Annotated in this window: 13 protein-coding genes; 9 read left to right on the top strand and 4 right to left on the bottom strand. The window is 67.7% G+C overall.

Going from position 1 to position 13081, the window contains the following annotated elements; genetic code table 11:
• Window positions 1-8 precede the first annotated feature (8 nt).
• Complete coding sequence (gene tadA / locus HV798_RS20935; RefSeq protein ID WP_175193806.1) at window positions 9-500, top strand: tRNA adenosine(34) deaminase TadA; 492 nt, start codon at window positions 9-11, stop codon at window positions 498-500.
• Window positions 497-1474: an LD-carboxypeptidase gene (locus HV798_RS20930; protein ID WP_175193785.1), complete on the top strand. Its 978-nt coding sequence runs from the start codon at window positions 497-499 to the stop codon at window positions 1472-1474. Before tadA ends, HV798_RS20930 begins: the two co-directional genes overlap by 4 nt.
• Window positions 1475-1511: 37 nt before the next feature.
• On the opposite strand, the gene HV798_RS20925 is transcribed toward HV798_RS20930, so the two are convergent.
• The 3 genes from HV798_RS20925 to HV798_RS20915 are packed head-to-tail and all read right to left on the bottom strand — an operon-like array spanning window position 1512 to window position 4977.
• The gene (locus HV798_RS20925; protein WP_246289007.1) at window positions 1512-3092 is read right to left on the bottom strand and encodes a M48 family metalloprotease; all 1581 of its coding nucleotides are present in this window, start codon (window positions 3090-3092) and stop codon (window positions 1512-1514) included.
• A gap of 7 nt (window positions 3093-3099) precedes the next feature.
• A complete protein-coding gene (locus tag HV798_RS20920; protein ID WP_175193783.1) occupies window positions 3100-3453 on the bottom strand; it encodes a hypothetical protein in 354 nt (117 codons plus the stop codon).
• 6 nt (window positions 3454-3459) lie between these two features.
• Complete coding sequence (locus tag HV798_RS20915; RefSeq protein ID WP_175193782.1) at window positions 3460-4977, bottom strand: CHASE2 domain-containing protein; 1518 nt, start codon at window positions 4975-4977, stop codon at window positions 3460-3462.
• A 339-nt stretch (window positions 4978-5316) separates the two neighbouring features.
• Between HV798_RS20915 and HV798_RS20910 the strand changes: the two genes are divergently transcribed.
• From HV798_RS20910 to HV798_RS20880, 7 genes are all read left to right on the top strand, one after another.
• Window positions 5317-6921, top strand: a complete 1605-nt coding sequence (locus HV798_RS20910) for an ABC-F family ATPase (RefSeq protein ID WP_175193781.1) — start codon at window positions 5317-5319, stop codon at window positions 6919-6921.
• Window positions 6922-7089: 168 nt separating this feature from the next.
• Window positions 7090-8307 (top strand): MFS transporter, encoded by a 1218-nt coding sequence (locus HV798_RS20905; protein WP_175193780.1) that lies wholly within the window; start codon window positions 7090-7092, stop codon window positions 8305-8307.
• 130 nt (window positions 8308-8437) lie between these two features.
• Window positions 8438-9208 carry an ABC transporter ATP-binding protein gene (locus HV798_RS20900; protein WP_025136416.1) on the top strand — a complete coding sequence of 257 codons (771 nt, stop codon included), beginning with the start codon at window positions 8438-8440 and terminating at the stop codon, window positions 9206-9208.
• 74 nt (window positions 9209-9282) lie between these two features.
• On the top strand, window positions 9283-10281 hold the full coding sequence (locus HV798_RS20895; RefSeq protein ID WP_175193779.1) for an ABC transporter substrate-binding protein: 999 nt from the start codon (window positions 9283-9285) through the stop codon (window positions 10279-10281).
• On the top strand, window positions 10278-11051 hold the full coding sequence (locus HV798_RS20890; protein ID WP_175193778.1) for an ABC transporter permease: 774 nt from the start codon (window positions 10278-10280) through the stop codon (window positions 11049-11051). The genes HV798_RS20895 and HV798_RS20890 overlap by 4 nt, the downstream gene beginning before the upstream one ends.
• 8 nt (window positions 11052-11059) lie before the next feature.
• A complete protein-coding gene (locus HV798_RS20885; RefSeq protein ID WP_175193777.1) occupies window positions 11060-11887 on the top strand; it encodes a transporter substrate-binding domain-containing protein in 828 nt (275 codons plus the stop codon).
• A 54-nt stretch (window positions 11888-11941) separates the two neighbouring features.
• On the top strand, window positions 11942-12529 hold the full coding sequence (locus HV798_RS20880) for an IMPACT family protein (protein ID WP_175193776.1): 588 nt from the start codon (window positions 11942-11944) through the stop codon (window positions 12527-12529).
• A gap of 59 nt (window positions 12530-12588) precedes the next feature.
• On the opposite strand, the gene HV798_RS20875 is transcribed toward HV798_RS20880, so the two are convergent.
• Window positions 12589-12963, bottom strand: coding sequence for a thioredoxin family protein (locus HV798_RS20875; protein ID WP_006388150.1), 375 nt, complete (start codon window positions 12961-12963; stop codon window positions 12589-12591).
• Between the last annotated feature and the right edge of the window lie 118 nt (window positions 12964-13081).

Here is a 13081-nt window from a genome sequence, read left to right as displayed (position 1 = left end):
CGCTTGCCATGGCGGCCGAGCCGCCCTGGACCGCGCAGGACGCCCGCTACATGACGCTGGCGCTGGAACAGGCGCAGTCCGCCTATGACATCGGCGAAGTGCCGGTGGGCGCGCTGGTGGTCTCGGCCCAGGGCGACATCCTGGGGCAGGGCTACAACCGCACCATCATCGACCACGACCCCACGGCGCACGCCGAAATCGTCGCCTTGCGCAGCGCCGCGCGCGCGCTTGAAAACTATCGCCTGCCCGGCATCACTGTGTATGTCACGCTGGAACCCTGCGTCATGTGCATCGGGGCGATGCTGCATGCCCGGCTGGCGCGGGTGGTGTTCGGCGCCTACGACCCCAAGACGGGCGCCTGCGGCAGCGTGCTGGACGTGGGCTCGGTGCCCAAACTCAATCATCACACTTCAGTCACCGGCGGCGTGCTGGCCGAACCCTGCGGCGACCTGCTGCGCCGGTTCTTCCGCGAACGCCGCGCCAAGGAATCCATCGCATGAGCAACACCCACGATCACGACCACGAGTGCGGCGACGCCTGCGGCCACGATCACAGCCATGATCACCGCCACAACGTCCCCGACGCCCGCGGCATCTACCTGATTTCGCCATCGTCGGCCGTGCGCGACCCGCACACCGTCGAACTGGCGCGCGAACGCCTTGCGCAGCAGGGCTTCAAGACCGCGCTGGACCGCACCGCGCTGGCCGAGCACCAGCGCTTTGCCGGCACCGATGCCCAGCGCCTGGCCAGCCTGACGCGCGCCACCAAGCAGAAGCTGCCCATCGTCATGGTGACCCGCGGCGGTTACGGCATGGGCCGGCTGCTGCACGCCATCGACTGGAAGGCCATGGCCGACAGCGGCAAGCGCTTCGTCGGCATGAGCGACTTCACCGCCTTCAACCTGGCGCTGCTGGCCCAGACCGGCGCGGTCAGCTACACCGGCGCCACGGCCATCTATGATTTCGGCGGCAAGAAGGTCGACGACCTGACCGAAGCGCTGTTCGGCGAAGTCATGCGCGGCGAACTGGAAATCCTCAGTTTCGAAACCCAGGACGCCGATCCGGTCGATTGCCGCGGCATTCTGTGGGGCGGCAACCTGGCCATGCTGGCGTCCCTGATCGGCACGCCCTACATGCCGAAGATCCGCGGCGGCATCCTGTTCCTGGAAGACGTGGCCGAACACCCCTACCGCATCGAACGCATGCTGATCCAGCTGTGGCAGGCGGGCATCCTGGGCAAGCAGAAGGCCATCGTGCTGGGCCGCTTCTCGGACTACAAGCTGGCGCCGCACGACAAGGGCTACGACCTGCACGAAGTGGTGGCGTGGCTGCGCAAGACGGTCAAGGTGCCGGTGATCACCGGCCTGCCTTACGGCCACGTGGCCACCAAGGCGACCCTGCCGATCGGCCAGAAGGTGGGCATTGCCACCGAAGACGGCCTGGCCCACCTGGTGCTGGACGAACACCACCATTGAGGCGAGCCGGGCACGGCGCCCGGCCCGTCACTTCACATCACTTCTTGAACAGCTTGTCGACCAGCGACTGCGCCTTCTGTTCGCCGCGGCGCTTGGCCTCGGCTTGCTCGGCGGGGCTTTGCGCCGCCTTGCTGCACGCGCTGGCGTGAGTGGGAAAGCGCGAGCCGCATTCCTGCGCCAGCTTGCGCGCACGGTCCCAGCTGTCGGCCTGTCCGTAGAAGCGGATAGCCTCCGGCCAGGCCAGCGCCGCATCCTTGAAGTAGTCGAATCCCTGGTTCATCACCGTCGTGGCTGGGCCGCGCTGGCCGGCGCCCAGCAGCGTGTTGGCGCGCAAGACATAGATCTGCCAGGCGCGGTCGCCTTCGGACTGCAGGTTGCGGTCCAGCAAGGCGCTGGCGCGCGCGCCAGGCTTGCCGGATTCGCCTTGCGCCAGGCTCAGCGTCAGCAAGGGCAGGGCGTGCTGGGCGGTGGGGCCGGACGCGCCCTGCGCCGCAAGCTTGCGGGCCTGGGCAAAGTCCTGCGCCTGCAAGGCTTGCTGGGCCGCATTGACCGCCTGGTAATTCTTCAGGGTGGCGGCGCTGCGGCGTTGCGCACGGGCTTTGTCCCAGGGCGCGGTCGTGGCCGCGGGCCGCGGCTTGCCGGCCATCAGCGGCGTGACCTGGGCCGTCAGCGACGTCAGCCGGGCCTCGGTGCTGGGGTGGCTGACCGTGAGCTTTTTCCAGAAGTCGTCCAGGCCATTGCGCAGGTCTTCGCCCGCCCCGGCCATGCCGGCGCTCAGCGAGGCCTGCATTTCGGTCAGCGGCGCGATGGTGTTGCCCTTGGCGGCGGCCTGCTTGCGGGTGTCCTGCGCGGCCGCCTGCTTGACCTGTTCGACCATGCGCTTGCGCGAGGCTTCCTGCAGTGTGGCGTTGTCGGCCTCCCAGGTAGCCTGCCGTTCCAGGAAAGCCTTGAAGCCCTGCGTGTACGAGTAGCCCAGCCGCAGGCTGACGGTGGCGCCGAAGCGGTCGGCGTTTTCTTCCTGCTGGCGGCTCCAGGCGGGAATCAGCACATCTTTGCCCAGCGTGTACGAGGCAATCACGCTGTCGACCGGGCTCCAGCCGGCAGCGCTGCCGGCTTTCTGCGCCAGCGCGACGCCCACCGCGGCCAGCGTGGCGACCTGGTCGGTGGTGGCGTTGGCGGATTCCAGCTGGTGGTAGTCCAGGTAGACATGGCCGAATTCGTGGGACAGGATCGCGACGATCTCGTCTTCGGATTCGGCCGACTGCAGCCAGCCGATAGACAGATAGATGTTGCCCGCGCCGGTGCTCTGGGCATCCAGGGCCGGCAAGGCGGTGATGTAGACGCGGCCGGGCCAGTCGGGTACGCCCGCGGCTTCCTTGATGCGGCCCAGCAGGCCGTTCAGGTAGGCCTGCATGTCGGGCATGGACACCAGGCCCATCTGCGCGGCGCGTTGGTTGCGCGCATCGCGTTCGGCATCCGGCCACTGGCGGCCCGTGGGCGGCGGCGGCAGTTCGCCGGTCTTGACGGAAAACGTGCTGCCGCCGGGCAGATTGGCGCAGCCGGCCAGGGCCAGCGCCAACGTCAGGGGAGCGAGCCGCAAGGCGTGTCGGGTAGGCATCGGCATGTCAGCGGCAGGCGTTCTCGCCCGCGCCGGCGGTGGACCCCGTGGGGCCGGGCACGCGCTTGATCACCGGTCCGCACTGGGCCGCAGAATTGCGCGACACGCGCACCTGCATGCTGTCCACCCAATAGTCGCCGCCGTCCACCTTGACGCGGTAGAACTCTTCGCGGGTTTCCAGCACGGGCCAGGGCATGCCTTGCCCGTCGGACTTGGCCGCGGGGGTCGTGCCGCCCGGCTGGGCATAGAGCGGCAAGGGCTTGATGCTGGCGCCGACGATCTGGTCGGCCGCGATGGCCGGCGTGGCAGAGACAGCCAGCACCGCCGCGGTGGCGGCGATCAGGGAGGAAAGCGAGGTCATGCGGGGCTACTCCTGGTGAAGTTTGGCGGAAGGTTCCTGCTGGGGGGCGGGCGGGGGCGCAGCGGGCCGGTCCCCGGGTTTGCCGATAAGAAATTCGGTGATCTTGTTGGTCCAGCCCAGCCAGTGCGCGGCCAGGGCCAGGATCGCCAGGTCGACGATGGGCAGCGTGCCGACATCCACATAGGCCTGGGCGATCAGCACGATGAGCATGACGGCCAGCGACGACAGCAGGATGGTGCCGAGCTTGCGCAGCGCCAGGGCCAGCACGATCACGAGCTTGCCGCCGGCTTTGCGGGCGAGCCAGCGGCGCGACGCCCGATCCGCCGCCGCGCGGGCCAGCAGGCGGGCGCGCGCCGGAAGGCTTGGCGCCGCGGCCAGCGCCGCGAGCGGGGCCGGCAGGAGGGCAGCGGCGCCATCCGGGTTCGTCGCTTCGAAGTTCCACTGCGTCGGCGCCACCAGCCACTGTCTGGCGCGGGCGCTGCGTTCGCGCAGGCGCCGGGCCAGCCACTGGGCCAGCCAATGCAGGAAATGCGCGGCCATTACAACCGGAATGCCCAGCAGCCACAGGATGTTCGGCCAGATATCCCATTCCACCGCGCGCTTGTAGCGGTCCTGGTAGGTCAGCAGGTTGTCCAGCGCCATGGCGTGCATGAACACGCCGGGAATGACGTCATGCACGGGCGACAGCACCGTGTCGTTGAAGCCGCTCAGCGCGCCGCCGATCATGACGTAGCGGCCGCGAAGCAGGTCGTCCAGACGGGCCTCGTCGGCGTCCGCGGCCCGCAGTTCGGACAAGGCCAGCGTGCGGGTGTAGGGGCACACCGGCATGTCCGCATCGGCCTGGCCCAGCAGTCTGCGCAGATAGGCAGGCAGCATTTCGCCGATGCCGCCGCGGGCCAGGCGGCAGTCGGGCGTGAAGCGGCGCTGGTCCAGGTTGTTCACGCCCCAGGTCAGGGCCATGGCGTCGCGCGTCCGGGGCAGGGCGATGCCTGCCGCGTCCTGCGCGATGGCCAGGGCGGCGCTGCGCGTGTCGGGGTCGGACCAGAGCGGGTAGCTCCAGACCAGCCGGTCGACCTTGCTGGGCGCATAACGCACATCCACGAGCGTGAAACAAGGCGCTTGCCCGACCGGGTTGACCAGCCCTGACCGCACCCGCAGCGCGCCGTCAGCGCCGGGCAGGGCCGCCAGGAACACCGGCACGCCCGCATCGCGCAGCTCGCATAGGGCCGACATCAGCTCGGGCAGCGTCGGGTCGTCGCGCTCGCGGTCGAAGGTGATATCCAGGAACAGGGCGCGAGGTTGGTGGATCAGGCCGATATTGCGAAGCCAGCGGGCATGCGTGCGGTAGGGCACGGGCCAGGCGCCTTTTTGCGGGTCCAGCGAATCGTCATCGATCAGCACGACGGTGGTGTCGTTGCGGTGCGCGGGGCTGTAGTAGCCGCCCACCAGCCGGGCCTGCAGGCGCGCCACGGCGTAGGTCAGCAGGTCGGAACTGGGCGCCAGCCGGGGCGTGGCCCAAAGCATGACGATCGCGACGAGCGCGGCGATGACGAGTGACCGGAAATAGAACCTGACGTTTCCGGCGGACGAGGGGGTATCGGTCACGTGGCGGGGAAGGTGGGATCAGCCGGCATGGCCCGCCAGGCAGGCCATGCGATTTTTCGTTGCAATGGTACCCCATTTAATACAAATGTTTACGTTAAGACAACAAATGGTACGGGGACGGATGCGGTGGAGCGATGCCGCGAAGGCCGCGGTACTACCCCGGTCGGCTGGGCTTGGTACACTATCGGGTTTCGCCGGATGCGTCCCTGGACGCCCGCGACCTTCGCAACTCACTTTCCTCCCCCAGCCAAAACCACCGTGATATCCACCGCCAATCTCACCATCCAGTTCGGTCCCAAGCCCCTTTTCGAGAACGTCAGCGTCAAGTTCGGGGAAGGCAACCGCTACGGGCTGATCGGGGCCAACGGGTCCGGCAAGTCCACGTTCATGAAGATCATCGGCGGCGACCTGGAGTCGTCGGCGGGCAACGTGTCGCTGGAACCCGGCGTGCGCCTGGGCAAGCTGCGCCAGGACCAGTTCGCCTTCGAAGACCTGCGCGTGCTGGACGTGGTCATGATGGGCCACACCGAGATGTGGGCCGCGATGTCCGAGCGTGACGCCATCTACGCGAATCCGGAAGCCACCGAAGACGACTACATGCGCGCGGCCGACCTTGAAGCCAAGTTCGCCGAGTACGACGGCTACACCGCCGAAGCCCGCGCGGGCGAACTGCTGCTGGGCCTGGAAATCGCCGTCGACCAGCACAACCTGCCGATGCGCGAAGTGGCGCCGGGCTGGAAGCTGCGCGTGCTGCTGGCGCAGGCGCTGTTCTCGAACCCCGACGTGCTGCTGCTGGACGAACCGACCAACAACCTGGACATCAACACGATCCGCTGGCTGGAAAACGTGCTCAACGGCTACCAGAGCACGATGATCATCATCAGCCACGATCGTCACTTCCTGAACCAGGTGTGCACGCACATGGCCGACGTGGATTACGGTGAAATCCGCATCTACCCGGGCAACTACGACGACTACATGCTGGCCTCGACCCAGGCCCGCGAACGCCTGGTGTCCAACAACGCCAAGGCCAAGGAACGCGTGGCCGAACTGCAGGACTTCGTGCGCCGCTTTGCCGCCAACAAGTCCAAGTCGCGCCAGGCCACCTCGCGCCTGAAGCAGATCGACCGCATCAAGGCCGAGCAGGTCGTGGTCAAGCCGTCGTCGCGCCAGAACCCGTACATCCGCTTCGAGCAGAACAAGGTCATGCACCGCCTGGCCGTCACGGTCGAAAACCTGACCAAGGCCTACGACGCGCCCGTGATCCGCAACTTCTCGGCCATGGTCGATGCCGGCGAAAAGATCGCCATCATCGGCGCCAACGGCGTGGGCAAGACCACCTTGCTGCGTCTCTTGGCCACCGAGCTGGCGCCGGATTCGGGCTCCGTGAAATGGTCCGACAACGCCGATTTGGGCTACATGGCCCAGGACGTGTCCGACCAGTTCCTGCAAACCGACATCAACCTGCTGGACTGGATGGGCGACCACCGCCAGCCGGGCGACGACGACCAGTCGATCCGTTCGGTGCTGGGCCGCCTGCTGTTCTCGGCCGACGACCTGCCCAAGGCGCCCAAGGTGCTGTCGGGCGGCGAAAAGAACCGCATGACCTTCGGCCGCCTGATGCTGGGCCGGCACAACGTCATGCTGCTCGACGAACCGACCAACCACCTGGACATGGAATCGATCGAGTCGCTGCAGTTCGCACTGGAAAAGTACGAAGGCACCCTGGTGTTCGTGTCGCACGACCGTGAATTCGTGTCGGGCCTGGCCACCCGCGTGATCGAAATCCTGCCCACGGGCGAGATCGTCGACTACCGCGGCGGCTACGAAGACTACCTGTCCTCGCGCGGCATCGAGGCCTGATGGCCGGCGTCTGACGCGCGGGCTGGCGGCATCCGGCCCGCTTTTCAGACGGATCCCTGTATTTCCCTGGCGGCAGGCTGAACCTCGTTCAGCCTGCCGCAATCCTGCTGGGCTATCATTCGGGTAAACCCTGGCATCTCTGTCGCGCCAGGCTCCACTCCGGTAGCCATGTCTCCCACACCCCACACTACGCCCGACGGCGCGCCGATCGGGACGTTCGCATTGACCTCGCGCATTGTCGCGATCGCCTTCTTCACCTTCATCTGTTATCTCGCCATCGGCCTGCCGCTGGCCGTGCTGCCCGGCTACGTGCATGGGCAACTGGGCTACGGTTCGGTGCTGGCCGGGCTGGCGATCAGCGTGCAGTACGTGGCCACGCTGCTCAGCCGCTCGCACGCCGGCCGCATGGCCGATACGGTGGGGCCCAAGCAGACCGTCGTCATCGGCATGGCCGCCTGCGCGGCCAGCGGCGTGTTCCTGTTGCTGGCTTACGCGTTTGAGCGCAGCGCCTGGCTCAGCCTGTCCGCCATCATCGTCAGCCGCCTGGCGCTGGGCTTTGGCGAGAGCTGGGTGGGCACGGGGTCTGCCACCTGGGCCATCGCCCGGGTCGGTCCGCTGCACACCGCACGGGTGATTTCCTGGAACGGCATCTGCACCTACGGCGGCCTGGCGCTGGGGGCGCCGCTGGGCGTGTACCTGGAAACCGAATGGAGCATGGGCGCCCTGGGCGGGGCCGTGCTGCTGCTGGGTCTGGCCGGCCTGGGGCTGGCGGTGGCGCGGGCGCCGGTGGCCATTGTCGGCGGCCACCGCATGGCGTTCAAGAGCGTGGTGCTGCGGGTGTTTCCGCACGGCATGGCGCTGGGCCTGGGGTCGGTGGGCTTTGGCACGCTGGCCGCCTTCGTGGCGCTGTACTACGCCAGTTTCTCCTGGGAAGGCGCGGCCCACGCGCTCAGCGCGTTCGGCTGCGCCTTCATCGGCGTGCGGTTGTTGTTCGCCGGCACCATCACGCGGTTCGGCGGCTTCCGGGTCGCGCAGGTGTCTTTCCTGGTCGAGGCGGCCGGGCTGGCGCTGCTGTGGCTGGCCCCCAATCCCACCGCGGCCCTGGTGGGCGCGGCCCTGACCGGTTGCGGTTTCGCGCTGGTGTTTCCGGCCATCGGCGTCGAAGCGGTGGCACGGGTGCCCGCCGGCAGCCGCGGCGCGGCGCTGGGCGCGTATTCCGCCTTCCTGGACCTGGCGCTGGGCGCCACCGGCCCGGTGGCGGGCTACATCTCGGGCGGCTTCGGCTATCCGGCCATCTTCCTGGCCGCGGCGGTGGCGGTGCTGCTGGGCTTCGTGATTGCCTACGGCCTGCAACGCCACGCCAGCCGGGCACAGGCGGCGGCCTAGGGGCCCCGCCTGCGCCGCTCGCCCTTATTCATATAACTGAAAGTCTTAAAGACATTCAATATTGATCGTTGGAGTTCATATAACGAATTGTTAGATTAGGCCCGTTCCCCACGCGCGCACGATTCGTTCCATGAACCTGACCTTCGATCACGTCCACAAGCACTTCGGCGACCTGCCGGTCGTGGATGGCTTTTCCAGCGAATTCAAGACCGGCGAGCTGGTCGCGCTGGTCGGCCCGTCGGGTTGCGGCAAGTCCACCTTGCTGCACCTGGCCGCCGGCCTGGAAAAGCCCACGCAAGGGCAGGTGCTGGCCGACGGCAAGCCCGTGACCGGCCCGCATCCCAGCCGCACGCTGGTGTTCCAGGAACACGCGCTGTACCCCTGGTTGACGCTGGAAGACAACGTCGCGCTGGCCCTGGAATTCCAGAACACTCCCAAGAAACGCGCCCGCCAAGCCGCGCGCGAGTGGCTGGCGCGCGTCAGCCTGGCGGGTTTCGAACACTATTACCCCCACCAGGTGTCCGGCGGCATGCGCCAGCGCGCGGCCTTGGCGCGCGCCTTCATCGCGCAGCCGCAGACCATGCTGATGGACGAACCCTTCGGCGCGCTGGATGCGCTGACGCGCCTGGCCTTGCAGGACGTGCTGCGCCAGCTGATCGCCCAGGAAAAGCCCACCGTGCTGCTGGTGACCCACGACGTCGACGAAGCGCTGTTCCTGGCCGACCGCATCGTGGTGTTCAGCCCGCGTCCGGCCCGGGTGCTGCGCGAATTCAACCTGGCTCACCGCACCAAGACCCACGACCTGTCGGACCTGGCCGCTGAAAAGCGCGAGATCCTGCGGTTGCTGGGCATTGCGGTCGATGGCTCGGCGGCGCACGCCGACCTGGCGCTGGCGGCCTGATCCCTTTCGATTTTCCGGTTTTGCGGACGGCGCCTGGCGGCGCCGGCCATCCCTGATTCCCTGGAGTATTTCCCATGAAATTCAAGCAATGGCTGTCCCTGCCGCTCGCCGCGGCGCTGTTGGCCGCGGCCCCCGCCATGGCCGCCGAGAAGTTCCGCGTCGGCTATCTGCGCGTGATGGATGATGCGCAGGCGATCGTGGCGCAAGAGGGCGGCTTCTACAAGAAGGCCGGCCTGGATTCCGAGCTGATCGAATTCAAGTCGGGCACCGACCTCATCAAGGCCATCGTCGGCGGCCAGCTCGATATCGGCGTGCTGGGCTTCACCAATGCGGTCGCGTGGGCGTCCAAGGGCGCGGACCTGAAGGTGGTGGGCGGCGCGCAGCAGGGCTACCACTCGCTGATCGTGCGCGACGATTCGGGCATCAAGGACATCGCCGGCCTGAAGGGCAAGACGCTGGCTTCGCAAGCCGAAGGCAGCACCGCCGACGTGGTGCTCAAGGGCGTGGTGCTCAAGCAGGGCAACCTGGGCGCCGACGACGTCAACGTGATGGGCGTGAGCCCGGCGGTGGCGGTGCAGTCGCTGGTCGGCAAGCGTGTCGACGCCGCGTTCCTGTTCGAACCCTATGACCGCATTGCGCAGCTGGTGGCGCCGGTCAAGCAGATCTACGAAGTGGGCCAGGCTTGGCCGTTCCCGTGCATGGTGGTGATCACCTCGGGCGAAACGCTGGCCAAGCGCCGAGACGACGTCTGGAAGGCGCTGGACGCGCAGAACCAGGCCATTACGCTGCTGCAGAAGGAACCCGCGCAGGCCTCCAAGCTGATCGCGTCGTACTTCATCGCCGAGCCTACGCTCAAGACGCTGCATCGCGGCGAACTGCCGCGCGAAACGGTCATTGCCGAAGCCATCAGCACTCAGGTGTTCACGCCCAAGCTGACCGACAAGGACACGCGCCGCATGCAGGAAATCGCCGACATCCTGCAGGCCCAGGGTTCGCTCAAGACGCGTGACGGCAAGCCGTACGACGTCTCCAGCATCGTCGACCTGTCCTGGCAAGAGGCTCGCAAGCTTTGAGCGCATCCACTCGTGTCACCGGCGCCCGCAAGCATCTGGCGGGCGTGCTGGGCGTCGTCTTCATCCTGGCACTATGGCAGCTGGCCGCCTTTGCCTTGCCCGATTTCCTGATGCCGGGCGTGCCGGCCGTGGTGCAGCGGCTGATTGAAGACCTGGGCAAGTCCTCGTTCCACCAAAGCCTGATGGGCACGCTGGGCCGGCTGGGCGCGGGCTATGGCCTGGCGCTGGCCGCGGGCATCGGCTTCGGCCTGGTGGCCGCGGTGCTGTTCTTCTTTCGCGAAGTGCTGCGCAGCGCCATCGTCATCCTGCAATCGATTCCGTCGATCGCGTGGGTACCGCTGTTCCTGATCGTGATGGGCTTTGGCAACACGCCCATCATCGTGGTGGTGGCGCTGTCGGCGTTCTTCCCGGCCGCGCTCAGCGTCATGAACGCCACGGAATCGGTGCAGCGCGTGCATGTGTCGGCGGCCCGTGTCATGGGCGCCACGCCGTGGGGCCTGGTCAAGCGGGTCTATCTGCCGGCCGTGATGCCCGAACTGATCACCGGCGCGCAGCTGGCGTTCGGCAACGCCTGGCGCGCGCTGATCTCGGCTGAAATGCTGATCGGCTTCGGCAAGGGCCTGGGCCGTTCGCTGGCGTATTCCGGCGAAATCGCCGACATGACCGGCGTCATGACCAACATCCTGGTCATCGCCGTGCTGGCGGCGGTGATCGACCAGTTCGTGCTTGAACGCCTGAAGCACCGGCTGCTGCGCTACCAGTACGTGTGAGGGCAGGGATGACGCGCCGCTTTCCCCTGGCACTGCTGGCCGCCGGCCTGGTGGCTTGCGTCACCGCTGCCGCCGGCACCGCGGCGGCTGACGGCCTGGCATCGGCGCGCCAGCGCGGCGAACTGGTCGTGGGCGTGCCGTACCTGGCGCCCGCGCCTGTGGCCGGCGCCAAGATCCGCACGCCGGACGGACTGGACATCGCCATGGCGGAAAAGCTGGCGCAGGACCTGGGCCTGCCATTCAGCCTGCGCCAGGTGGCGCCGGCCGATGCCGCGCGCCTGCTGGCCGCGGGCGATGTCGACGTGGTACTGGCCGACCGCAGCCAGCCTGCGGCGAACCCCTTGCCCGCGGGCGTGGCAGCGTTGCCCACGGGCTATGCCGCGCGCCCCAAGGCCGTCATCCGCAGCGATACCGCCATGCGCCAGCCGTCGGATGCGCGCGGGCGCAGCGTCTGCATGGCCGAGGCCGCCGTGGGGGCGCAGGCCCTGGCGCAAGGTTGGGGCGCCGTGGTGCGCACCTATCGCGTGCCATCCGATGCGTTGGTGGCCGTGCGCGAAGGCAGCTGCGACATCGGCCTGGTCGACGATGCGGTGTGGGAACCGCTGATGCGCTTTCCCGAATGGAAGAAATTCTCGGCCACGCTGGCCGCCGACGGTGCGCGCCACGAGCGTGTCTGGCTGCTGCCCGCCGCCGACACGGCGGCGCAGGCCTGGCTGGGCGAACGCATGCGCGAGTGGTCGCGCGCCGGCGCCTGGAAGGCGCTGCCCGCCAAGTGGGCGCGCGACGTGGCGTTCGACGTCTACCTGGATCAGGAAGTGGCCGACTGCCACGGCTGACGTTGTGCCCGCCAGCGCCGGTCCGGCCCCCGCCACCACTTACAATGCCGGGCTATGACGTACACGCTGACCGCCGCCTGTTCCCACCAGGAAGACATCAAGAAAAGCCGCTTTGCCGCCCACGCCGCACCCGTTGCCAGTGTGGACGAGGCCATGCACTTTTTCGCGGCGCACAGCGACCCCGAGGCCACCCACAACTGCTGGGCCTACCGCATCGGGCAGGAATACCGCTTCAATGACGATGGCGAACCGGGCGGCACCGCGGGCCGGCCGATCCTGCAAGCCATCGAAGGGCAGGACATGGACCGCGTGGCGGTGCTGGTGGTGCGCTGGTTCGGCGGGGTCAAGCTGGGGGCAGGCGGCCTGGTGCGCGCCTACGGCGGCTGCGCCGCCAATTGCCTGCGCAACGGTCCGCGCACCGAAGTGGTGGACCTGGCCACCATCTCATGCCATTGCGGCTTTGCCGAACTGCCGCTGCTGAAGTCGCGGCTGGCGCAGGCCGGGGCGTCGATACAGCAGGAAGACTTCACCCAGGACGGCGTGACGCTGCGCTTCACGGTGCCGCGCGTGGCGGTGGCCGAACTGGAAAGCACGGCCGCCAACATCACGCGTGGCCGCGCGGCGTGGGAAGTATTGCGCTGAATGCCGGGCTGAATGCGTCCAGGTGGAATGCAACAAGGGCCCTGGCGGGCCCTTGTGCTTTACGCGTCCTGGCTGTCTTGCGCCGCGGCGATTTCCTGGTGGACCTTTTCCATGTCCACTTCCTTGATCTTGGCCAGCAGCTCATTGAGCTGTCCGCCCGACAAGGCGCCCGGTTGCGAGAACAAGAGGACCTTTTCACGGAACACCATCAGCGTCGGGATCGAGCGGATGCCCAGCGCGCCGGCCAGTTCCTGTTCGACGTCGGTGTTCACTTTGGCGAACGTCACGTCCGGATGCTCGGTGGCGGCTTGCTCGAAGACGGGCGCGAACCCGCGGCACGGGCCGCACCAGGGCGCCCAGAAGTCCACGATCAGGGTGCCGTCCGGCGTAATGGCTTCCTGGAAGCTGTCTTTGGTGAGTTCAACAATACTCATTTTGGAATCCTTGCCGCTGGCGCGGCGCAAAAAAGTCGGTGTCAGAGATCCGGGGGTTGCCTGCCTCGGAGCTGATTCGGCGACGCGGTCTTGCCGGTACCCGCAAGCCCATAGTAGA

The organism is Achromobacter deleyi, from assembly GCF_902859705.1.
Lineage (GTDB): Bacteria > Pseudomonadota > Gammaproteobacteria > Burkholderiales > Burkholderiaceae_B > Achromobacter > Achromobacter deleyi.
The sequence above is the reverse complement of the archived record's forward strand: the minus strand, read 5'-3'. Positions and strand labels throughout refer to the sequence as shown.

Coding starts and splice junctions, on each gene's coding strand:
- tadA (WP_175193806.1), top strand. CDS start 9: ATGGCGGCCGAGCCGCCCTGGACCGCGCAGGACGCCCGCTACATGACG.
- HV798_RS20930 (WP_175193785.1), top strand. CDS start 497: ATGAGCAACACCCACGATCACGACCACGAGTGCGGCGACGCCTGCGGC.
- HV798_RS20925 (WP_246289007.1), bottom strand. CDS start 3,092: ATGCCTACCCGACACGCCTTGCGGCTCGCTCCCCTGACGTTGGCGCTG.
- HV798_RS20920 (WP_175193783.1), bottom strand. CDS start 3,453: ATGACCTCGCTTTCCTCCCTGATCGCCGCCACCGCGGCGGTGCTGGCT.
- HV798_RS20915 (WP_175193782.1), bottom strand. CDS start 4,977: ATGCTTTGGGCCACGCCCCGGCTGGCGCCCAGTTCCGACCTGCTGACC.
- HV798_RS20905 (WP_175193780.1), top strand. CDS start 7,090: ATGTCTCCCACACCCCACACTACGCCCGACGGCGCGCCGATCGGGACG.
- HV798_RS20900 (WP_025136416.1), top strand. CDS start 8,438: ATGAACCTGACCTTCGATCACGTCCACAAGCACTTCGGCGACCTGCCG.
- HV798_RS20895 (WP_175193779.1), top strand. CDS start 9,283: ATGAAATTCAAGCAATGGCTGTCCCTGCCGCTCGCCGCGGCGCTGTTG.
- HV798_RS20885 (WP_175193777.1), top strand. CDS start 11,060: ATGACGCGCCGCTTTCCCCTGGCACTGCTGGCCGCCGGCCTGGTGGCT.
- HV798_RS20880 (WP_175193776.1), top strand. CDS start 11,942: ATGACGTACACGCTGACCGCCGCCTGTTCCCACCAGGAAGACATCAAG.
- HV798_RS20875 (WP_006388150.1), bottom strand. CDS start 12,963: ATGAGTATTGTTGAACTCACCAAAGACAGCTTCCAGGAAGCCATTACG.